General features: G+C 40.9%; 19 protein-coding genes, 2 tRNA genes and 1 other annotated feature. Of the genes, 2 read left to right on the forward strand and 19 right to left on the reverse strand.

The window, feature by feature from the left end:
- Positions 1-182: 182 nt before the first annotated feature.
- From clpX to PQ478_RS16710, 3 genes are all read right to left on the reverse strand, one after another.
- The gene (clpX, locus tag PQ478_RS16700) at positions 183-1457 is read right to left on the reverse strand and encodes an ATP-dependent protease ATP-binding subunit ClpX (RefSeq protein ID WP_012959939.1); all 1275 of its coding nucleotides are present in this window, start codon (positions 1455-1457) and stop codon (positions 183-185) included.
- Between the two features lie 530 nt (positions 1458-1987).
- Complete coding sequence (gene tig, locus PQ478_RS16705; RefSeq protein WP_075681354.1) at positions 1988-3280, reverse strand: trigger factor; 1293 nt, start codon at positions 3278-3280, stop codon at positions 1988-1990.
- Between the two features lie 169 nt (positions 3281-3449).
- Positions 3450-4517, reverse strand: a complete 1068-nt coding sequence (locus PQ478_RS16710; protein ID WP_289234917.1) for a tetratricopeptide repeat protein — start codon at positions 4515-4517, stop codon at positions 3450-3452.
- A gap of 294 nt (positions 4518-4811) precedes the next feature.
- Between PQ478_RS16710 and PQ478_RS16715 the strand changes: the two genes are divergently transcribed.
- A complete protein-coding gene (locus tag PQ478_RS16715) occupies positions 4812-6116 on the forward strand; it encodes a globin-coupled sensor protein (RefSeq protein WP_289234918.1) in 1305 nt (434 codons plus the stop codon).
- Between the two features lie 139 nt (positions 6117-6255).
- Here PQ478_RS16715 and PQ478_RS16720 read toward each other — a convergent pair.
- From PQ478_RS16720 to ilvE, 10 genes are all read right to left on the reverse strand, one after another.
- Positions 6256-7613, reverse strand: a protein-coding gene (locus tag PQ478_RS16720; protein WP_435521046.1) for an IS3 family transposase whose coding sequence is annotated in 2 segments (ribosomal slippage) — positions 6256-7142 and positions 7142-7613 — 1359 coding nt in all. Because the reading frame shifts where the segments join, the coding sequence is not laid out codon by codon here.
- Between the two features lie 341 nt (positions 7614-7954).
- The gene (gene leuD, locus PQ478_RS16725; RefSeq protein ID WP_289234919.1) at positions 7955-8548 is read right to left on the reverse strand and encodes a 3-isopropylmalate dehydratase small subunit; all 594 of its coding nucleotides are present in this window, start codon (positions 8546-8548) and stop codon (positions 7955-7957) included.
- Positions 8549-8560: 12 nt separating this feature from the next.
- Positions 8561-9982, reverse strand: coding sequence for a 3-isopropylmalate dehydratase large subunit (gene leuC / locus PQ478_RS16730; protein WP_289234920.1), 1422 nt, complete (start codon positions 9980-9982; stop codon positions 8561-8563).
- 136 nt (positions 9983-10118) lie between these two features.
- Entirely contained in the window at positions 10119-11204 is a 1086-nt protein-coding gene (gene leuB, locus PQ478_RS16735) for a 3-isopropylmalate dehydrogenase (protein WP_289234921.1), read from the reverse strand.
- A gap of 11 nt (positions 11205-11215) precedes the next feature.
- A complete protein-coding gene (locus tag PQ478_RS16740) occupies positions 11216-12763 on the reverse strand; it encodes a 2-isopropylmalate synthase (protein ID WP_022628783.1) in 1548 nt (515 codons plus the stop codon).
- Entirely contained in the window at positions 12750-13778 is a 1029-nt protein-coding gene (gene ilvC / locus PQ478_RS16745) for a ketol-acid reductoisomerase (RefSeq protein ID WP_012959947.1), read from the reverse strand. The genes PQ478_RS16740 and ilvC overlap by 14 nt, the downstream gene beginning before the upstream one ends.
- A gap of 44 nt (positions 13779-13822) precedes the next feature.
- The gene (gene ilvN / locus PQ478_RS16750; protein ID WP_012959948.1) at positions 13823-14344 is read right to left on the reverse strand and encodes an acetolactate synthase small subunit; all 522 of its coding nucleotides are present in this window, start codon (positions 14342-14344) and stop codon (positions 13823-13825) included.
- Positions 14341-16044, reverse strand: a complete 1704-nt coding sequence (gene ilvB, locus PQ478_RS16755; RefSeq protein WP_289237003.1) for an acetolactate synthase large subunit — start codon at positions 16042-16044, stop codon at positions 14341-14343. Before ilvB ends, ilvN begins: the two co-directional genes overlap by 4 nt.
- A gap of 146 nt (positions 16045-16190) precedes the next feature.
- Positions 16191-16444, reverse strand: a binding site (T-box leader).
- A 2-nt stretch (positions 16445-16446) separates the two neighbouring features.
- Positions 16447-18114, reverse strand: a complete 1668-nt coding sequence (ilvD, locus tag PQ478_RS16760) for a dihydroxy-acid dehydratase (protein WP_289234922.1) — start codon at positions 18112-18114, stop codon at positions 16447-16449.
- A 75-nt stretch (positions 18115-18189) separates the two neighbouring features.
- Complete coding sequence (gene ilvE, locus PQ478_RS16765) at positions 18190-19095, reverse strand: branched-chain-amino-acid transaminase (protein WP_289234923.1); 906 nt, start codon at positions 19093-19095, stop codon at positions 18190-18192.
- Between the two features lie 318 nt (positions 19096-19413).
- On the opposite strand from ilvE, the gene PQ478_RS16770 reads away from it, so the two are divergent.
- Positions 19414-19818, forward strand: a complete 405-nt coding sequence (locus tag PQ478_RS16770) for a hypothetical protein (RefSeq protein WP_289234924.1) — start codon at positions 19414-19416, stop codon at positions 19816-19818.
- A gap of 44 nt (positions 19819-19862) precedes the next feature.
- On the opposite strand, the gene PQ478_RS16775 is transcribed toward PQ478_RS16770, so the two are convergent.
- From PQ478_RS16775 to PQ478_RS16800, 6 genes are all read right to left on the reverse strand, one after another.
- Positions 19863-19939: transfer RNA gene (locus tag PQ478_RS16775), tRNA-Arg, on the reverse strand.
- Positions 19940-19941: 2 nt separating this feature from the next.
- A tRNA-Gly gene (locus PQ478_RS16780) sits at positions 19942-20012 on the reverse strand.
- Positions 20013-20167: 155 nt separating this feature from the next.
- The gene (locus tag PQ478_RS16785) at positions 20168-20680 is read right to left on the reverse strand and encodes a metallophosphoesterase family protein (RefSeq protein ID WP_289234925.1); all 513 of its coding nucleotides are present in this window, start codon (positions 20678-20680) and stop codon (positions 20168-20170) included.
- Positions 20681-20711: 31 nt separating this feature from the next.
- Positions 20712-21299, reverse strand: a complete 588-nt coding sequence (locus PQ478_RS16790) for an XTP/dITP diphosphatase (protein ID WP_289234926.1) — start codon at positions 21297-21299, stop codon at positions 20712-20714.
- A 3-nt stretch (positions 21300-21302) separates the two neighbouring features.
- Entirely contained in the window at positions 21303-22058 is a 756-nt protein-coding gene (rph, locus tag PQ478_RS16795) for a ribonuclease PH (protein ID WP_012959956.1), read from the reverse strand.
- Between the two features lie 147 nt (positions 22059-22205).
- Positions 22206-23327 carry a GerMN domain-containing protein gene (locus PQ478_RS16800; RefSeq protein ID WP_012959957.1) on the reverse strand — a complete coding sequence of 374 codons (1122 nt, stop codon included), beginning with the start codon at positions 23325-23327 and terminating at the stop codon, positions 22206-22208.
- Positions 23328-23389: the final 62 nt, after the last annotated feature.

The raw sequence follows: 23389 nt of genomic DNA on the forward strand, positions 1-23389 counted from the left end.
TCTTCTCAGTTAAATTGTCTTTTTACTTTAAATTGATTTGTTGCTTAATTTGTTTTTATTAGTATGACCGACAACAAGGACACTAACCACAAAACTCATTACTTCTATAAATTCATGCAGGAAGCCTGAGATTACAATATAAAAAAACACATCTCCGCATTGGGAGATGTGTTTAAGAAGCATTAAGCACTTTCCTTAGGCTCTTCTTTAGACAGCGAAATTTCAGTACCATCTTCTGTTTTTAAGATTGGCAGTGCATTTTCAGTGATACATTTATCATGGATCACACATGTTACAACATCTGAACGCGAAGGAAGATCAAACATTACATCTAGCATGATTCCCTCAATAATCGAACGAAGGCCACGTGCTCCTGTTTTACGCTCGATCGCTTTTTTCGCAATTTCCACTAATGCCTCATCAGTGAACTCTAGTTCGACATCATCAAGCTCAAGCAATTTTTGGTATTGCTTTACTAGAGCATTTTTAGGCTTCGTCAGAATCTCAACAAGAGCATCTGTATCAAGCGGCTCAAGACTTGAGATAACCGGAAGACGGCCGATAAATTCTGGGATCAGACCAAAGCGCAGAAGATCTTCTGGTAATACTTTGCTTAGGTATTCGCCTGGCTTCAATTCTTCTTGCTTCACTTCTGAACCAAAACCGATCACCTTTTTACCTAAACGGCGTTTGATAATCTGCTCGATTCCATCAAATGCGCCGCCGCAGATGAACAATACATTCGTTGTATCAATTTGAATAAATTCTTGATGAGGATGCTTACGTCCGCCTTGAGGAGGAACGCTTGCTGTTGTTCCTTCAAGGATCTTCAGTAATGCTTGCTGCACGCCTTCACCTGAAACATCTCTTGTAATCGAAGGATTTTCAGATTTGCGAGCTACTTTATCAATCTCATCAATATAGATAATTCCTTTTTCTGCTTTCTCCACATCATAATCAGCAGCTTGAATTAATTTAAGTAAGATGTTCTCGACATCTTCCCCTACATAACCTGCTTCTGTAAGCGATGTTGCATCAGCGATCGCGAAAGGAACATTTAGAATGCGGGCTAACGTCTGAGCAAGAAGAGTTTTCCCGCTTCCTGTCGGTCCAATCATCGCGATATTACTTTTAGCCAGCTCCACTTCTTCAGAGCGGTTCATGGAGTTAATACGCTTATAATGATTGTAAACAGCGACTGAGAGCGACTTCTTCGCTTGATCTTGACCAATTACATAATCATCTAAGATTTGACGGATCTCTTGAGGCTTAGGAACCTCTTGGAATTCAACTTCCTCTTCACCGCCAAGCTCCTCTTCTACGATTTCCGTGCAAAGTTCAATACATTCATCACATATATACACACCAGGACCTGCAACTAACTTACGGACCTGATCTTGAGTTTTTCCACAAAAAGAACATTTAAGCTGTCCTTTATCTTCATTAAATTTAAACATCAAATCACCCCTCACGAATATTTTACCATCAAGTGTCATCTTTTGCCTATTGATGACCCTTCATGGAGAGTTATACACGACGTAAATGAAAGTATGATGGGCATGGTTCATTAGCTTCGTCAAGCCATTGTAACACATAACCCGTAAAACCCGTTAAAAAAAGCTCTGCTGCTATGTACAAATAATTCAAACTACTTACCTTATCATGCTGACAAGTTCTTTCTTTATTTAGTTTATGTGTGGATTTAGTATACATTCAAGATTCACCCTAAAAAATCCTCTTTCTTCATTCAAACTTTCTTCGTTCAAAGTTTTAAAGAATGATACGATTATCACTTAGGAGAATATTGATCTGACGAGTATACATGTATGGATTACTTGATGCGCTACATACATCTTGTTCATAAGAGATTAGAAACATACCTCACAACGGACAGATTTCTTAGAAGTCTTTTAAATGAGATAAAGACAAGGCACAAATTGTGCGCCTTGTCTTATTTATCACCTTTTGATTAAACTCAAACCTAAAGTTATGCTTTTTTGCTGTTTTCAACAAGCAATTCAACAGCTTTTTGGATTTTAAGGTCACCTTTAATGCCTTCAGTTCCGCCTTGCGCAGCGAAGATTGTTTTTAATTCTTCAACAGAACGTTGGTACATTTCAGCCATTTTTTCTAGTTCAGCATCAACATCTGCATCTGTTGCTTCAATGTTTTCTGCATTAGCAATTGCTTCTAGAGTAAGGTTAATGCGTACACGTTTTTCTGCATCTTTTTTGAACTGCTCACGCATCGCTTCCTCATCTTGACCAGCGAATTGGTAGTACATTTCAAGGTTCATACCTTGCATTTGCAGGCGTTGTTCGAACTCTTGAAGCATGCGGTCTGTTTCAGTTGTTACCATAGCTTCTGGAATGTCAACTGTAGCATTTTCAGCTGCTTTTTCAACTAGAGTGTCACGGATTTCAGTGTCAGCCGCTTGCTCTTTTTCTTTTTGAAGCTTATCTTTGATTTCTTTTTTAAGCTCATCAAGAGTTTCTACATTTTCATTTGCATCTTTAGCAAACTCATCGTCAAGTGCAGGTAACTCTTTACGCTTAATATCATGTACTTTCACTTTGAATGTAGCAGCTTTACCAGCTAAATCTTCAGCATGGTATTCTTCTGGGAAGTTTACTTCTACATCTTTTTCGTCTCCAGCTTTAAGACCAACTAATTGCTCTTCAAATCCAGGGATGAATTGGTTTGAACCAATTTCAAGTGAATAGTTTTCAGCTTGTCCGCCTTCAAAAGCAGTGCCGTCAACGAAACCTTCAAAGTCGATAACAGCAGTATCGCCGTTTTCGATTGCGCCGTCTTCAACAACAACTAGTTCAGCATGACGGTTTTGAAGCTGAGTAAGTTCTGCTTCTACATCCTCATCTGTTACTGTTGTCTCTTGCTCTTCTACTTCAAGACCTTTGTACTCGCCTAGAGTAACTTCTGGCTTCACAACAACTTTAGCAGTGAAAACAAGGTTGCTTCCTTTTTCCATTGTTTCGATATCGATCTCAGGACGATCTACAGGCTCAATGTTTGTCTCATCGATTGCAGCAGCATACGCTTCTGGCAGAAGAATATCTAATGCATCTTGATATAGAGCTTCTACACCAAATTGTTTTTCAAATAAAGAACGAGGTACTTTTCCTTTACGGAATCCTGGTACGTTTACTTTCTTTGCTACCTTTTTGAATGCAGCATCAAGTGCAGCATCTACTTTCTCTGCTTCAACATCAATTGTTAAAACGCCTTCGTTTCCTTCTAACTTTTCCCATTTTGCAGTCATAACTCTTTCCCTCCAACTATACACATGTTCGCAATGCGAACGATTTTTATACTGTTCATGATTTACAACCATTCTATTATAACATAACACTATGTGTTTTCAAATCAATCTTGTTTTGATTCTCCCCTTGACTAAAATCTACTTTTTAGTGAAGCTGTTTACCCATCTTTTATTGCATAAAATGAGTATATGCCTCAAATACTTTTTCTTCTAGTTTAGCAACTTCTCTAGCTCTTTTTTCTAATGCCTCATCATCAGTACTATACAAATCGGCTATTTCACTGATCGATTCATCAAGCCCAAGTCTCTCACTTGCAAGAAGGTGATAAACGGCAGCCCATAAGGAAGCATTTTCAGGGGTCGGAATAAATGGATACCAGGCAAATAAATGCAAGCCGCCAATTTGTTCTGCCATCTCTTTTAATAGAGGATCTTTATGCTCTAAGCTGTCTTGCAGCGCCTCTTTTACTTCTACAGCAAAAGGCTGCTCATTCACTGCTTTTAATTGACTAGGGATGACTTTTTGTTCTTTTGTAGATTTTTTTATGTAGACTTCCGCGTGGTAGTTCTTTGTATGTAAAATCTCTAAGGCAAAGCTTCGCAGCAGCCAATCTTTTTGTGAATCTTCTATGTATGTTACTAACACTTCCAAGGCATCATTATATGGACGATCCTTTAAAACCTGCAAGGCCTTCCACTGTATCTCAATCGAACCGCTTTTTAAATCATTGCTTATTTCTTGGATGACAGATTGCTCATCATCTTGACTTTCATTCATCGTTTCGTCATCAATATTTGCAAGTAATACAGAGTCATCGATCATCTGTCTGCTGAAATGAAGCAGCTGATAAAACGATTCAGCAAATTGAGCAGGCACATTATTTTCACTCAAAACTGCTTCTAGCATATTTACTACTTCTTGATAGTGGCCTAATTGCACCAACAAAGAAATATGTACTTGAAGATTATCGTAATATTCCCCAATTCCTTCATTTAAAAGAGCACTCGTATGAGTAACCGCTTCTTCTAATCTACCAAGCTCCACAAGACTCAATACTTTTCCAAATCTTACTTGCGGGTGATCGGGTTCATATTGCTCTGCTGTAAGGAAATGATTGTAAGCTGCCGTTGCATCCTTCGCTTTTAGAGCATCCATTCCCTTTTCAATTAAGCGTTTAACAAGACCTGGGTATAAGATTACATTTGTATCTTTTTTATTCGTTTTTTTGCCGTCCATGGAATCGCTCCACTCTTTTTGACATGTTGCTTACTATTCTGTGTTTACTAGCATTAACCATTTATTTTAAGTTATTCTTTTCAGTTTATCAGCTTGATCCCTGAATTACAACGAGAACAGACCTTTAGGAGCATTCAGAAAAAACATCCCTACCAATATTTTAAAAACAAACGAGTCATTTGACCTATTTCCTTTGACAAACACCCCTGTCTAAATTCATAATGATTATACATAAAATAAATAAAACTTGTACGGAGTGTATAAATGAAACTCCTGCATAAGGGAGATGGACAAATGGTTTTCCCATTTAAAACGAAAAAATCCACTTACAAACCAAGCTTAACAATCAATACAGGATTGCCTCATACAATCAACGATAAAGAAATAGATATGCGCATGGCCTATATGGGATTTTCAACACAAAGTACAGAGCACTTGCAGGAGTTGCAGGCGTTTGTTGATGAACATGCAGATGCTCTTTTAGAAGCAATATTAGATCATGTGTATTCTTTTCCACACTTAAAGAAGATAGCTGAAACACATTCAACTAGAGAGCGGCTTAAAGGGGTTTTTCTTTATTATTTAAAAAACGTTGTAGAAGGGGATGTATCCTTAGAAGATATAAGAAAGAAACAAAAAGTAGGAAGTGTTCATAATAATAGTGACCTTCCGATTGCGTGGTTTTTAGCAACGTATCAAGTCTTTTTACAATTAATCATTCCACAGCTGGTATCGAACTTTTTTAAGGAACCAGATAAACTAACAAATTACATTCTTGCTTTAACAGGGCGATTTAATTTTGATTCTCAATTAATTGTTGAGGAGTATCTTCAATCAAAAATGAGACAGCTAAACGATTTACACGAGTCAAATCAAGTCTTGCAACAAGAACTCTTATCTATTAGCCAGGAGCTCGCATCAACGATAAACAAAACAGAGGCATCGACTACTTCAACGACTCACAAAGCGAAGCAAATAGGACTAGAAACAGACAATACGGTGAAATCGAGTCAGAATTTACAAGGTCTGCTTCATAAAAATGTAAATGATGTAAACAGTATGTTCACTACTTTTGAAATGTTAGAAGAACAAGTCATACAAACGATCACTCAAACAGATCAATTAAAAGACATCTCAAAAAACATTATGAAAATGACGAACGAAATCGAAACAATCTCTGACCAAACGAATCTATTAGCATTAAATGCCTCCATTGAAGCTGCTAGAGCAGGAGAACATGGAAAGGGCTTTTCAGTAGTAGCTCACGAAGTTAGAAAGCTTGCTGAACAATCTAAAGAAATGAGCAGCTCCATTTCACACTTAATTAATGACAGTAACAAAACGATACAAGCTCTCGTCTCGCAAATGACGACAATGAATACCGCAAGATCAGGTTCTAGTGAAAAGATGACGACTGTTAAATATGGTCTTGAAACCGTTCAAATGGAAATGGAACATTATATTGAATTATTTAAGAAAAATAAAGAAGATGTTGACTACGTGATCTCTTCTATAGAGCATATTCACGAGACAGCGCATGAAATGGCTTCGCTCAGTTCTGAGCTGGAGCGAAAAGCAGAGGAAATTAAATCAAAGTAAAAATAAACGGATGAAGGATAAAGGATAAACATTTAAGATGCGGTCTATAGCGCCGCTACTGAAATATGCTTCGCTTTTCGTGGGGAGCTAGTGAGCTTCCTCGGGCTTTTGCACTGGACCCATAAAGTTGGACACTTTTTTAAGCAGCTTTTTGGGTACTGAGTCGATAAGCTACTGGACTTTTCCGGTTCAATCTTGATTTAATTCTCACATGGTTGTAGTAATAGATGTATTGTTCTAACTCTTCTTTGAAGTGTTCAATACTATCAAATTCGTTTAAATAAAGGAACTCCGATTTCAGGATTCCAAAAAAGTTTTCCATGACAGAATTATCGTGACAGTTGCCTTTTCGAGACATACTTTGTGTGATGTTATGTTCTTTCAGTTTCCTTACGTAAGGGGCCATTCGATAGTGCCAACCTTGATCAGAATGAATCAAGAGATCATCGCCTTTATTTAGGTGCTTTAACCCTTGGTCCAACATCGTATCGACCAAATCATACGTTGGTCTTGATTGGAGCGTATAGGTTATCAGTTCGCCGTTAAACAGGTCAAATAGTGGAGACAGATAGAGCTTCTGTCCAAACAATTTAAATTCCGTAATGTCTGTCACCCACTTTTGATTAGGCTTCTCGGCTCTAAAGTTACGGTTTAGGATGTTTGGAGCTGCTTTTCCAACTTCTCCTTTATATGATTTGTATTTTTTCATTCGTACAAGGCATTTAAGCCCTAGGTCTCTCATCATTCGAAGCACTTTCTTTTTGTTAATCGCATATCCCTTTTCCTGAAGGAGGTCTGTAATACGACGATAGCCATATCGACCAAAGTGCTTATGGTAAATGAATGCAATTCTTCTTTTCCATTTTCGATCAGGATCTGGTTCGCTCCATTTTTTTACAAGGTTATAGTAAGTGCTTCTAGGCATCTTGGCTATCTTTAACATTCGAATCACCGGGAATTCGTTCCTTAGTTCATATACTACTTTCGCTTTGATTTTGTTGGTGATTGTTTTTCCTGAACTAAGGCTTTCAGCTTTTTTAAATACGCATTCTCCATACGCAGGTGTTCCAGTTCTCTTTTCATCTCTTCTATCGATTGGGTTGAAGAGTCGCTGTTGCCCTTGTTTTTATTCTGATTAGAAGTCATTGTAGAAAGCCCCTTTTCTCTTGGTTCAAGGGCATCTTCTCCAGCTGTTTCCCACTTTTTCTTCCATCTGCGAAGCATACATGGAACGGGAATATGAAAAATGGCTGATGCCTCTCGAATGGAGTAATTCTCTTCGGTCATAAATTGAATTACTTTCAGTTTAAAGGCAGCTGAATAGTTTGTATAGGGAAAGGTAAAAGCTTGATCCCCATGATAGCGAACTAACATCACCCAATATCGCAGCGTCGAATCATCTACGCCCACTTGATTTGCAAGTTCTCGATAACTGATGATTTCATTTAGATAACGTTTAGCCGCTTGAAGTTTATATTCCTTGGTGAACGTGGTCATTGATGAAGGCACCTCCTATTGTTGATTGAGGTGTCCAACAATAGGGGTGCAGTACAGCTTTGCTCTGTGGGATCTCACTCATGCTCTAGTCCCCACAGAAGTCTTCACCTATTTCATCCGCTAAGTTTCTCTACTGTTCTGAAGTGTAGTAGAAATTTGGTTAATTTAGCTTAACTAAATACTACTTATTATATTTTTCACAGTAAAAAAGCACCTGGCAAAGGTGCTTTTTTACTGTGAGGAGGAGTAACTAAACAATATTCTCGCTCCGTTGATTTAGCGGAAGGGCTGCGTCTATTTCAGGAGCGGCGTGTATGCTCTCTCCCAGCCCTTTTTCTTTCTTATACAGGCTGACCTGCCATTTTGTCTTCATACTCTTTGATTTTCCCGTCGTATTTGAGCGTTAAGCTGATCTCATCCCAGCCATTTAGGAGCATTTCCTTCCAGTATGGGTCAATGGCAAAAGAAGTCTTAAAATCCTCTGATTGGATCGTTTGGTTTTCAAGATCTACGGTCAATCTTAATTCTTCGTTCTCCCCTTTTTGCAACAGCTGATAAACATACTTTTCATCTAGTCGAATCGGAAGCATCCCGTTCTTTAAGCAGTTGTTATAAAAAATATCGGCAAAATTAGGAGCGATCACGACTCTGAAGCCATAATCATGCAATGCCCAAGGTGCATGCTCACGAGACGATCCACAGCCAAAGTTATGACCAGCTACTAAAATAGTCGCTCCTTTTGCATGAGGTTGATTAAGCTCAAATTCTTCGTTTTCACTTCCATCTGCCTTAAAGCGCCAATCAAAAAATAAAAATTGACCAAATCCCGTACGTTCAACTCTTTTTAAGAATTGCTTAGGAATGATTTGATCCGTATCCACATTCACTCGGTTCATCGTTGCCGCCTTACCTTCGTGCACTTTTAATGGTTCCATCCTATATCCCTCCTATGTTGTTAGTGTTTTTCCTTTTTTGTAATCACGTACATCAACAAAATGGCCAGCAAGAGCTGTTGCAGCTGCCATCTCAGGACTAACCAAATGCGTTCTAGAACCTTTCCCTTGACGCCCCTCAAAATTACGATTGGATGTAGAGGCACAGCGTTCTCCTTCTGGAACGACATCAGGGTTCATACTTAAACACATGCTGCACCCAGAATCGCGCCACTCAAAACCAGCTTCAATAAATAATTGATCCAAGCCCTCTTTCTCCGCTTGTTTCTTTACTTTTTGAGAACCAGGTACCACCAATGCACGCACGCCGTCCGCTACTTTTCTTCCATTAATTATTGATGCTGCTGCACGAAGATCGCTTAGACGGGAATTTGTACAGGAACCGATAAAGACATGCTGAACCGCTATTTCTTGAATTGGTGTTCCAGGTTTTAGATCCATATATTCCAATGCTTGCTCGATCCCACGTCTATCTGCCTCAGATACCGCTTCACTTGGGGATGGAATCAACTTCGAAACACCGATCCCTTGCGACGGGTTTGTGCCCCAAGTAACCATTGGTTCAATTTCTTCAGCACTAATCGTTACTGTTCGGTCGTATTTTGCTCCCTCATCCGTTGCTAGTTTGCTCCATTGTTGCGTTAGCACTCTGAACGCTTCCCCACTTGGAACATACTCGCGGCCTTCTAAGTAATCAAATGTAACTTGGTCTGGGCTGATTAATCCAGCTTTCGCACCAGCTTCAATGGACATATTACAAATGGTCATTCTCTCTTCCATTGTCATTCCGCGAATTGCTTCGCCTGTAAATTCGATGACCGAACCGGTTCCTACATCGACCCCGAATTTTGCGATAATCGCTAAAATAACATCCTTAGCTGAAATGCCAGGTTTAAGCTTGCCGTCAATGTTCACTTCCAATGTTTTTGGCTTTGACTGCCAAAGGGATTGTGTAGCTAAAACATGCTCTACCTCACTTGTACCAATACCAAAGGCAAGCGCCCCAAAAGCCCCGTGAGTTGATGTGTGACTATCTCCGCAAACAATCGTTTTCCCAGGTTGAGTAAGGCCCAGCTCAGGACCGATTACGTGGACAATACCATTCTCCGGATGTTCAAGATCTACCACATCAATTCCAAATTCATCACAGTTTTTCTGAAGGGTTTCAATCTGTGTTTTGGCAATCTGATCTGTAATATTATAACGATCAACCGTCGGAACATTATGATCCATCGTTGCAAATGTTAAATCCGGTCTCCTTACCTTTCGATTGTTTAGCCTTAGGCCTTCAAATGCTTGAGGAGATGTCACTTCATGTACCATGTGCAGGTCAATATAGAGCAAACTCGGCTTCCCTTCCTCCTTAATGACTTCATGCTGATCCCATATTTTCTCTATAATCGTTTTTGGGGTCATATGATTTCCCTCCCTTTACTTAATAATTGTTTACATATAAATGTTTTACGTACGAATATTTTACGTCCAAATGTATCATTCAGATGATCAAGGTATTAAAAGAGGGCAATGGATGAATCCACTGCACCTGCTTTTATTACACACGAATATGGTTTAATTGCTTAATGACTTCATCTGTCACTTCATCGGTTGAAGCCTGCGCCTCTCCTTCTTTTGCAAGGTCAGCTGTACGAACCCCGCTTTCAAGCACCGCGCTAACAGCTTCCTCAAGCACACGAGCTTCCACTTCTAATCCGAATTCATATTTTAATAGCATGGCAACAGACGAAATCGTCGCAAGCGGATTCGCTTTGTTTGTTCCAGCAATATCAGGAGCTGATCCATGAATTGGCTCATATAAACTTGGTCCAACTGCAGAGAGACTGGCAGACGGCAGCATTCCAAGAGATCCAGTCAGCATAGAAGCCTCATCACTCAAAATATCGCCAAACATATTCTCTGTAACCACCACATCGAAGTAAGCCGGCTGACGAATCAACTGCATGGCAGCATTATCTACAAGCATATGCTCATAGCTTACATCTGGGTAATCAGCTGCTACCTGCTCCACTACTTCTCTCCATAAACGGCTTGATTCAAGTACATTCGCTTTATCTACTGAGGTTACTTTTCCGCGTCTGACTTGAGCTAGTTCAAAGCCTTTACGAACGATACGTTCAATTTCATGACGTGTATAAGTAAGCGTATCAATGGCTAATTCATCACTGCCTTCCCCTCTGCGCTCACGAGGTTCGCCGAAGTAGATGCCCCCTGTTAGTTCCCGTACGATAATAAAATCTACTCCTTTGATTCTCTCAGGCTTTAAAGGTGAAGCATCCAGTAAACTTTCATAACATGTCACTGGTCTAAGGTTTGCAAATAATTGCAGCTCTTTTCTTAATTTGAGCAGTCCTTTTTCAGGACGCATTTCAGGTGCTAATTGATCCCACTTAGGGCCCCCGACTGCGCCAAGGATGATCGCATCACTTTGACGGCAAACATCAAGAGTCTGATCAGGAAGCGGGTTTTCATGCTGATCAACAGCACACCCGCCAATATCTGCAAACGTATAGTCAAATTGATGATTAAATTGTTCAGCAAGCTGGTCTAACACTCGTAGTGCTGAGCCTACTACTTCTGGTCCAATCCCGTCTCCAGGAAGGACAGCAATGGTCTTCTTCATACTGAGCCCTCCTAGGCGTTTAACTGTTTCATCCGTTCTTCATTATAAGCGCGGCGGTTAATCGTGCGGTTAATGGCATGAATATAAGCTTTAGCAGATGCTTCTAATACATCATGCGCTGTACCGCGGCCTGTTGATTCTACCCCGTCATATTGAATTTTCACGAACACTTCTGCAAGTGCATCGCGTCCGCCGTTAATAGACTGAATGCGGTAATCTTCTAAGACAACCGGGCCTTCAATCATACGCTCAAGCGTATTGTAGATCGCCTCCACACTACCCGAACCAGTTGCAGCTTCTTGAATCGTTCCTTCAGTTGGTACATTTAATGTAATCGTTGCAGTCGGAATATTGTTCGTACCATAGTTTACCTGCAATGCCTCTAGCTCGTAATGAGCAACAGAGCCGCCTACAGTCGCTTCAGTCATAAGGGCAAATAAGTCGTCCTCTGTGACATCTTTCTTTTTATCTGCTAAATCTTTAAATGCTGTAAAGATTGTTTGAAGCTGCTCATCTGTGCCGTTAAAACCAAGCTCAACGACTTTCTCTTTAAAGGCATGACGTCCAGAATGCTTTCCAAGAACCATTCGGTTAGAAGAAACACCGACTAATTCTGGCGTGATAATTTCATATGTTTCTTTATTCTTTAACACACCATCTTGATGAATGCCTGATTCGTGAGCGAAAGCATTAGCACCTACCACTGCTTTATTGCTCGGTACAACCATACCTGTTAACTTGCTCACTAGTGAACTAGTACGTTTGATTTCTTTTAACGTTAAGCCTGTTTCAGCTTGATAATGGTCTTTACGAATATTTAGTGCAACAGCTATTTCTTCAAGCGATGCGTTTCCTGCTCTCTCACCAATGCCGTTTACTGTACATTCCACTTGGCCTGCCCCGTTTTGAATCGCTGCCAGTGAGTTTGAAACTGCCATTCCAAGGTCATCGTGGTTATGAGTAGATAGAATCGCACGGTCAATATTCGGTACATTTTCTGTTAAGTAACGGAACATATTCCCGATTTCATGAGGTGTAGTATATCCGACTGTATCCGGCAGATTAATAACCGTTGCTCCAGCATTGATCACTTCTTCAATGATTTTAGCCAAAAAAGGAAGTTCAGAGCGGCTCGCATCCTCGGCTGACCACTGGACTTGCGGGAATTTAGCTTTAGCATATTTAACTGATTCAACCGCCGTACGAACCACCTCATCAGGCGTCATACGCAGCTTATAGGTCATATGAATCGGTGAAGTTGCCAAGAAAACATGGATGCGAGGTTCCGCACTGTCTTTTAGCGCTTCCCAAGCTGCATCAATATCTTTTGTTACAGAACGTGCAAGACCTGTCACGGAACTTCCTTTTACTGTTTGCGCAATTGCCTGAACGGAGCGGAAATCTCCTTGAGAGGAGGCTGGAAATCCAGCCTCAATCACATCTACACCAAGTCTTTCAAGCTGCTTAGCTATCTCAAGTTTTTCTTCAAAGTTTAAATTGACGCCAGCCGATTGTTCACCATCACGAAGCGTGGTATCGAAGACGTTAATTTTTCGCACTAGCTACCACTCCTTTTGCTTTTGGCTTCGCTTTTACAAATGGCATCATTTCACGCAGTTCACGCCCTACTACTTCAATCGGATGATTTTTCTCCGCTTCGTTGATTGCAGTAAATTCTGGACGATTCACTTGGTTCTCAAGGATCCAGCCTTTTGCAAACTTACCTGTTTGGATATCTGTTAATACTTTCTTCATCGCTTGCTTTGTATCTTCAGTCACGATTTGCGGACCTGCTACAAAGTCACCCCATTGAGCTGTATCAGAGATCGAGTAGCGCATGCCTTCTAATCCGCCTTCATACATTAAATCAACAATTAATTTTAATTCGTGCAGACACTCAAAGTAAGCAACTTCTGGCTGATAGCCTGCTTCAACAAGCGTTTCAAATCCTGCTTTAACAAGAGCTGTTGTACCACCGCATAGAACCGCTTGCTCACCGAATAGATCCGTTTCTGTTTCTTCTTTAAATGTAGTTTCAAGAACACCTGCACGAGCAGAACCAATCTGCTTAGCATAAGCAAGTGCAATCTCTTTTGCTTGGCCTGTTGCATCTTGGAATACTGCAATTAAACCAGGAACGCCTGCACCATCTTCAAACGTACGGCGAACTAAGTGACCTGGTCCTTTTGGTGCTGCTAGGAATACATCCACTGTCGCAGGAGGTACGATTTGATTGAAGTGAACATTAAATCCGTGCGCAAATGCTAGTGCTTTTCCTGCTGTAAGCTCTGGTTCAATTTCTTCTTTGTACACCTTTGGCTGATGCTCATCTGGTAGAAGGATCATGATTAAGTCAGCTTGTGCTGCTGCTTCTCTTACTGTGTAAACATTAAAACCATCCTCTTCAGCTTGAGCCCAAGACTTTCCTTGACGAAGACCTACGATTACATCTACTCCGCTCTCACGCATATTTAGCGCATGTGCATGCCCTTGTGAACCATACCCGATTACTGCTACCTTTTTCCCGTTTAATACTGCCTCGTTTACATCACCGTTATAATATACTTTTGCCATTTCTCATCTCTCCCTTGTTTTGGTTGTTTTAGTTTTTTAATTTATTAGTTAATTAAGGTTAAACGATAGGAATCATTGAGCGGTTTTTTATGACCGCGATTAAATGCTGTGATCCCTGTACGGGCCAATTCTTTGATCCCATACGGTCTCAAAAGATCAATAAAAGCTTCCACTTTTGGATGGTCTCCAGTAATTTGGATCGTCATGCTCTCACGGCCGATATCTATAATCGACGCTCTAAATGGATTCACTAGAGCAGCAATTTCTCCCCTTTGAGCCGTAGATGCCACAATTTTAATTAGAGCAAGCTCTCTAGCTACAATCGCCTCATCTGTGATGTCTTTTACTTTTAACACATCTACTTGCTTATTCAGCTGTTTAATGACCTGCTCTACATTTTCCATTTGATCAGCGTTTACGACAAAGGTCATTCGTGAAATGGAAGGATTCTCTGTCACGCCAACCGTAATGCTCTCAATGTTGTAATGCCTTCTTGCAAATAAACCTGTAATTCGATTCAGCACACCAGATGTATTGTTTACTAGGGCTGTGATCGTACGTTTCATGGCTTAACCCCCTCCATTTGGTGCTGTCCTTTCCCTGGTGAAATCATAGGATAGACATTTTCTTGTTTTGCTACCCTGCAGTCCATTAAGACTGGTCCAGGATAGTCAAACATTTCTTTTAGAGCAGATTCCAGCTCGTGCAGCTCATTTACCTGCATCCCTTTAATATCATAGGCTTCAGCCAGCTTAACAAAGTTTGGCTGAACCGGGAATAAAGAGTTTGAGTAACGCTCCCCATGGAATAATTGCTGCCACTGTCTAACCATTCCAAGAGCGGCATTGTTAACAATCATGATCTTGATTGGAAGGTTCAGCTCTTGCAGGATAGAAAGCTCTTGCGCTGTCATTTGAAAGCCTGCGTCTCCAATGATCGCTACAACCGGTTTATCCGGCTTTGCAAATTGAGCTCCAATGGCTGCCGGGAAGCCGAATCCCATTGTTCCAAGGCCGCCTGAGGTTACCCATTGGTTAGGATGGTTGAACTTATAGAACTGAGCTGACCACATTTGATGCTGACCAACATCTGTTGTCACGACCGCTTCACCTTTTGTCACTTCATAAATCTTTTCGATTAGGTGCTGCGGCTTGATTGTTTCACCGTCTTGGACATACCATAATGGATACTCTTCTTTCAGCCCGCTCAACCATGTTTTCCACTCCTGATGTTCACCGCGCTCTCCCTCTTCTTCAATCAACATTTTCAGCGCTTCTTTGGCATCCCCTACTACTGGAATCTCTGTCGGAACATTTTTGCCAATTTCAGCAGGATCGATATCAATATGAGCCACTTTTGCGTTTGGAGCAAAGTGTGCCAAGTTTCCAGTTAATCGATCATCAAACCTTGCACCGATACTGATTAAAAGATCAGCTTCATGGAGAGCCATGTTCGCTGTATACGTCCCGTGCATCCCGGCCATTCCGAGATGCAATTCATCTTCACCTGGGAAACTGCCCAAACCAAGAAGAGTGTTTACAACTGGAATTTGCTGTTGTTCTACATACTGAGCGAGTTCTTCTGAAGCTTTTGCGTGTAGAACTCCTGCCCCTGCAAGAATGACTGGCTTTTTAGCAGCTGTGACCGAATCAACCACCTTGCGAATTTGCAGTTTATTTGGAATAATCGTCGGCTGATACCCCGGGAGGTCAACCTCTTTATCGTAATCAAATAATCCTGTTGCTAAAGATACGTCTTTAGGGAGGTCGATTAATACAGGTCCTGGTCTTCCAGTCGTTGCAATATGGAAAGCCTCTTTAATAATTCTTGGCAGCTCATCAACAGAGCGTACTTGGTAGTTATGTTTAGTGATTGGCATGGTAATTCCGATCATATCCGCCTCTTGGAAAGCATCTGTTCCAATGACTGTTGTTGCTACCTGTCCCGTAATGACTACAAGCGGCAGGGAATCAATCATCGCATCAGCAATTCCTGTCACAACATTTGTCGCTCCCGGACCTGATGTCACGATACATACACCAGGCTTTCCAGATACTCTTGCATACCCTTCAGCTGCGTGAATCGCACCTTGCTCATGTCTTGCTAAAATATGTCTGATTCCTGTTTTATAGATTTCATCGTAGGTTGGAAGAATAGCTCCTCCTGGGTATCCAAAAATGACATCAACATCCTCACAGGCTAATGCTTTAATCAGCATACTAGAACCCGACATTTCTTTTGCTTGTGCATTTGTTTCGGTTTCCATACTTTGCAACTTTGTGCTCACATCTCTTCCTCCTCACAAACTATCTTTTTGAACATTCTGTATTTTTATTGTGAATGAATATCTTGCATCTTTTTTATCAAATAAAAAAATCTTTCCACTCCACAACAAGCCGTTAAGGTAACGACTGAAGGGGTGAAAAGATTCTTTTCACGGTACCACCCTTGTTCGCTGAATAACATGCATTCAGCCTCTTGGACAAGCCAGGCTTATCACATTTTGATAACGAGTGCTTTTAACACTCGACCAACCCTAGTAGAATATTCGTTCAGGTTGACACTCAGAGGTGAGCTTCTTCATTAGAGCAACGCCGCCTCTCAGCACCAGCAGCTCTCTGTAGTTGCTACTTCTAATGAATACTTTTCCTCTTCTTCGTTTTAACTATTAAATTTTCATAACTCCGCCAGTATTCGCGGATGTAACTAATTTTGAGTAACGTGCTAAATATCCTTTTTTCACTTTAGGTTCAGGTGCTACAAAGCCTTCTTTACGCTCTGCATGTTCTTCAGGTGTAACTAACCATTCAAGCGTACGGTTCGTTAAATCGATGCGGATCTTATCCCCGTTTTCAACGAATGCGATCGGACCGCCTTCCGCTGCTTCTGGAGAAATATGACCAATCGATATTCCTCGAGATGCACCTGAGAACCTTCCATCTGTAATCAGAGCAACCTTTGTACCAAGTCCTCTACCTACAATCGATGATGTCGGGGCAAGCATTTCTGGCATTCCCGGTCCGCCTTTAGGTCCCTCATAGCGGATAACGACTACATGACCTTCCTTAACGGTTCCATCATCAATTCCTTTTTGAGCCTCTTCTTGAGAGTTAAAGATAATTGCTTCTCCTTCAAATACTTTAATAGAAGGATCAACCGCCCCTACTTTGATCACCGCCCCGTCAGGTGCAAGGTTTCCATAAAGAATGGAAAGGCCGCCGACAGGACTATAAGGGTTATCTTTGCGACGAATAACATCGTCGTTTGTAATTTCTGCATGTGCTACATTTTCATATAAGCTCTTGCCAGTAATCGTAATTCGATCAGGGTGAATCGCTCCGTCGATATGACAAAGTTCTTTCATGATCGCACTTACTCCCCCGGCTTGATGAACGTCATCCATTGAATAATCAGAAGCAGGACTGATTTTAGATAAGTAAGGCACTCTCTCAGCCACTTTATTAATACGATTTAAGTCGTACTCAATTTCTGCTTCATTCGCAATAGCTAATGTATGAAGAACTGTATTTGTTGATCCACCCATTGCCATATCTAGAGCAAAGGCATCATCAATTGCTTCTTCTGTAATGATATCGCGAGGCTTTATATCTTTTTCAATTAAGTTCATTAAATGCTTAGCTGCATCCTTAATTAATTGGTGGCGAGCTTCGCTTGTCGCAACCATAGTGCCGTTACCAGGCAGGGCTACACCAAGCATTTCCATTAAGGAGTTCATCGAGTTTGCTGTGAACATTCCAGAACAAGATCCGCAAGTCGGACAAGCACTCTGTTCAATTTCAAGCAGCTCTTCTCTTGTCATAGCCCCTGATGAGAATGCCCCGACTCCTTCAAATACAGAAGCGAGTGAAAGGCTTTTGCCATCTTTTGTACGCCCTGCTTCCATCGGTCCTCCTGATACAAATACAGAAGGGACATTCGTTCTAACAGAAGCCATTAACATCCCTGGTGTGATTTTATCGCAGTTTGGAATGTAGAATACTCCGTCAAACCAGTGCGCATTGATTACTGTTTCTGCTGCATCACAGATAATTTCCCGGCTCGGAAGCGAGTAACGCATCCCGATATGCCCCATAGCAATTCCATCATCTACGCCGATCGTGTTAAATTCGAATGGAATTCCACCTGCATCTCTAATTGCTTGCTTAGCTACTTCTGCAAATTTATTAAGATGCATGTGGCCTGGAATAATATCAATATATGAATTACACACTCCGATAAATGGTTTATCCATTTCATCTTCTCGTACACCAGCGGCTCTCAGTAAGCTTCGGTGCGGTGCGCGATCGATGCCTTTTTTAATCATGTCACTTCTCATATTATCGCCCCTAATTCCCCTTGCTTCTCTCCACTCCGCTCGTCTATTACTATCTCTATATAAGACTAACTAGTCTCAACTGACTTCTATCTGTTCTTTTTCTGTATATACTTTCTCTCCATCTTCTACAACACGCTTACGGAAGGCCGCTAACAACTTATTCGTTTCCTTTCCTGGTGTCCCGTCTCCGATGACTCTCCCATCTACTTTTACAACAGCAATCACTTCTGCAGCTGTACCTGTTAAGAAGACTTCATCAGCAACATAAACATCGTGTCTAGTAAAAGGTTCTTCCCTCATGTCGTAACCAAGCTCATTAGCGAGCTCGATAATTGCATTACGAGTAATGCCTTCTAGAGCTCCAATATATCCTGGAGGTGTGAGAATCTTGTTGCCTTTTACGATAAATACATTGTCCGCAGATCCCTCTGCAACATAGCCTTGATCGTTCAGCATAAGTGCTTCACTTACTCCAGCTAAACTGGCTTCAATTTTTACGAGGATATTATTTAGATAGTTCAGTGATTTCACTTTTGGACTTAGTACATCAGGCCGGTTTCTTCTCGTAGCAACCGTTACAATTTCAAGTCCTGTTTTGTAGAGTTCTTTAGGAAATAAAGCTAATTCCTCTGCAATCACTATGACTTGCGGCTTTGCACAAGATGATGGGTCAAGCCCGAGATTGCCTACACCTCTTGAGATCACTAAACGAATATAAGCATTTTTTAATTCGTTTTTTCTTAATGTTTGGACAACAATGTCCGTCATTTCTTCTTTTGAATGAGGAATCTCTAACATGATTGACTTTGCTGAATAATACAATCTGTCAAGATGTTCGTCTAGTCTAAAGACATTTCCATCGTAGACACGAATGCCTTCAAATACGCCATCACCATATAGAAATCCGTGATCATAAACAGACACTTTGGCTTCATGTTTCATAACAAATTGTCCATTTAAATAGATCCACTGTTCACTCATGCTGCTCACTCTCCAATCAGGCAAAACAATGTCACAAACCATGTTGCCAAGCTCGTTTTACAACTAAAAAGGAACCTAGAATGTATCTTCCCTGAGCGGACATTTGTTTTTTCTAAGTTGTTTATTTGAGGTTTATAATACGCTCATTTTGGGAAAGGGTCAACCACTTTTGGTAAAATAATTTGACAATTTAGATTTGTCCGAACTATTGTATACGCTTACACTTATATCCTGCTTGCGTTACAGCTCTTTAAAATTCTTTTTATTTTTATTCATAGAATCTGTCGAAAGCGGAAAAGATATAGTTGGGTGATGAAGATGAAATGTAAGCAACTGTTCCGCTTGGTTTACTTATCTAAACGCTTTCCTTATATTCGATTGAGACAAAAAAGGAAAGCCTCTTTAATTTTAGTTCAAGAAAACGAGAATAGCTGCCGGACAAAAGGGGAACGAATCCTCTATGAAAAATTAAGAGAATCTGGATATTATCCGACCCCGCACTATAAGATGTTTGGCAGGACGGTAAACATGGCTCTTGTTCCATTCAGGCTTGCTTTGATAGAACGTACATCAGGAGTAGATGAAAAGAAGCTTGTAAGGTCGTTCAAGAAAAAAGGCTGGAGTGTATTGTTTTACGAGGAAGACACAATGCTTTCTGACACACACAATTACTTGAGAGAAATTAGACAGCAAGCAAGACCAACAAAAAACGTCTCCGTATAAATACGGAGACGTTTTATCATATTTATTATTATGTATTACAGAAATGGCGTCCCAGGAGAGATTCGAACTCCCGACCGACGGCTTAGAAGGCCGTTGCTCTATCCTGCTGAGCTACTGGGACAAAGCGGGTGATGAGAATCGAACTCACATCATCAGCTTGGAAGGCTGAGGTTTTACCACTAAACTACACCCGCATGTTACTCATTTAAGTCGGTCAGATCAGTTACTGACGACGCTTATAAATATACCTTATAAAACAGTAAGTGTCAACAAAAATCCTATACTTTTTTTGGATGAAATTTCACTTATTAAGAAGACGGTCAAAATAGACCGTCTTCCCACTGCTTCTTCATCTCGAGTAAGTGCGGGATAGATCTGTTAACTTCTCACCGCTTACTCTTTCATAAAAGCTAACCTCTACCTCAGTATCCGTTATATGACAGATAACATATGTTTGCTCTTTAGGCTTTCGTGGCAGACGCATGCTGCCTGGATTAATGAATAGCACTCCTTGCTCCATAAAACAATCTGCTACATGGGAATGACCAAAACAAACCAAGTTTGCTCCTACTTCTTCTGCACGATAACTCAGAGGAACATACGTCATCTTCACGTTATAATGGTGACCATGAGTAACATACAGCGTTAGCGAACCATAAGTTTCTTTTATTTCTTCAGGAAAATCTGCTCCAAAATCACAGTTTCCTTTCACTGTCTTCACTCCACTAAGCTCTTTGGAATCAACCTGTAATTCAGAATCCCCGCAATGAATGAGCTCATCAACTTCATGCTTATGGCGGTCGACCACTTGAACAACCTCATCTGCCCACCCGTGGCTATCACTCATAATTAACAGCTTCAAACGATCTCCTCCCTTGATTGCCATTTTTTCTTTATTTCCATTGCTCCATAAGCTTCTCAAGTGCTTTGGCTCGATGGCTGATCTGATTTTTTTCCTGCGCTGAAAGTTGAGCCATCGTTTTATCAAATCCAGGCAAGAACATAATAGGGTCATAGCCAAATCCGTTTGCTCCTGCTGGTTCTAGTGCAATGATTCCTTCACAAGTTCCCTCTACAACATAAGTCGGCTCTCCTGGAGAGGCTACGGCTATCGTACAAACAAATCGTGCCGTTCGATCTTCGCTTGGGATGTCCTTCATTTCATTCAACACTTTTTCGTTGTTTGCCTTATCACTCTTTTCCTCACCGGCATATCTCGCAGAATAAACACCCGGACGTCCATCTAAGGCGTCAATCACTAAGCCAGAATCATCTGCAATTACTTTTTGGTTCAAAGCTTTTGCAAGTGTCTCTGCCTTTATAGCCGCATTCTCTGCAAACGTTTTCCCTGTTTCTTCAATGTCAGGTATTTCATCATACTCAAGGAGAGATGTAACCTGATAGCCATCATGGGCAAACATTTGCTCAAACTCTCTTACTTTTCCTTTGTTTTTAGTCGCAATTATGATTTGATTTTTCATTAATTATTCATCCTTTTTATATGTATCAATCTTCTCTGAAATCTCACCTAATGCAGCTTTTTGATGGGAGATTAACTCGTCAATTCCATGTTCAGCTAAGTCAAGCAGTTGATTCAGCTGCTCCCTTGAGAACGTAGCTTCCTCACCCGTACCTTGAAGCTCAACAAATTGATGAGCGCCAGTCATGATGACGTTCATATCTACTTCTGCAGCAGCATCTTCTACATAGCATAGATCAAGCACCTCTCCATGAGTCGGCTCCACTCCGACTGAAACAGCTGCTAAATAGTCTTTAATTGGCCAGCTTTTGATCAGACCTCGCTCGACTGCTTTGTTAACAGCAATTGATAATGCGACAAAAGCTCCTGTAATTGAAGCGGTTCTCGTTCCACCATCTGCTTGAATAACGTCACAGTCAATCCAAATCGTTCTCTCACCGAGCTGGTCTAAGTCTAAAATGGTTCTTAGCGAACGACCAATTAAACGCTGGATTTCCATCGTTCTTCCCGTCACTTTCCCTTTTGATGATTCTCGTATTGTACGTTGTTCTGTCGCGCGCGGAAGCATAGAATATTCTGCTGTAATCCAACCTTTGCCCTGTCCTCTCATAAAAGGGGGGACTCTCTCTTCTATACTTGCCGTACAAATCACTTTTGTATCACCCATCGAGATAAGTACTGATCCCTCTGGATGTTTTAAATAGTCCGTATCCAACTGGACTGCTCTAAGTTCATTTACTTGTCTTCCATCTGATCTCATATTGCATTCCTCCTCTACCATATCATAACATCTATCCCTTTGTAGAATCACACAATATCCTATCTCCTATCCATGGAAATCAACGAAATCAGATGATTATCTAAAACCATACTTAAAAAAGAGACAGCATTTTGCTGTCTCACTCAATTAGAAACTCCCTGTATTCACTTTTTCCGGTCTAGATACAGGCTGCGTCATCTGACCGGATTCATGTAATATATTCGTTTCCCCATTTACTTGTACTGCGACCTGCTCGACTCCTTCTTGCTCTGTCAGGGTAAGCGCGAGCATATTCAAAGCTGCATCAGATACTGCTTTGGCATCCAGCTGGCTTAACAATGATTCATTAAAGTTTAATGTCACGACCCCATTTTCATATAAAGGGTCGGATAACAGCTCAACGCCGTTCCTAAAATCCGTTAATAGATTAGACTTATAAGAAGGCCCCTGCAAGAGTTCATTGACTGCTGCTTTCAATGAGTCTTCACCAAGTCCTACCCTTCTTGTGACAGGAACATAATACGTGTTTTCACCTTTTTGATCTAGAAAATAGAGCGTAACGCTTTTACTGTTGACCATATCTGCTACACCATTTGATTCAATATTAATCCCATTGGCTCGGCTTACCCCCTCACCAATCGGAGTGCCATTTTGCGGCATCATCTCTTGATCATAGCCATTAATTCTAATTTTCACTTTTTCAACTGTATCAAACTGCGTTAATGTCCACGTGATTGCTTGTAGAATCTGCTGTTCTTGTTCAGGATCATACTCTTTAAATTCATTCGAGAAATCAGCAATAGCGACTCCATCATCATCTAAATGTACATCGACTTCTGTCCCAGCAGGTATAACCGCTTTAAATCCATTTGGCAATAACTCAGTCACAGGTCCACCGTCAACTAAATATTGAAGAGATTGACGCAGGACACTTTCCGTTTTAGGCAATGTTAACGTTTGAGGGACGACTAAGCCATTTTCATCGATTAGATATAATTCTCGCTGCACATCTTCTACAACTGCATCTGCCTCAGCTTCACCCTCATCACCATCTTCGCCTTCTTCACCTTTACTAGGAGCTTCGGCATCCCCTTCCCCGTCTACCCCTTCTTCACTCTCTTCTAATTCAAGCGAATCTCCTTCATCAATATAACTAACTGGCGGCGCATCCATTTCATTTGCTGCTTCATTTGCTCCAAACGAACACCCTGTAGCTACAAGGGTTGAAATGACTAATACTGGAACACCTTTACGAAAGAACTTACGCATTGTTTCCCCTCCTAAAAAAAGATGGTTTGTACTACATGTATACGAGCACTTTTGAACTTTAG

Source organism: Alkalihalophilus pseudofirmus (assembly GCF_029094545.1).
GTDB classification, from domain to species: domain Bacteria; phylum Bacillota; class Bacilli; order Bacillales; family Bacillaceae_D; genus Alkalihalophilus; species Alkalihalophilus pseudofirmus.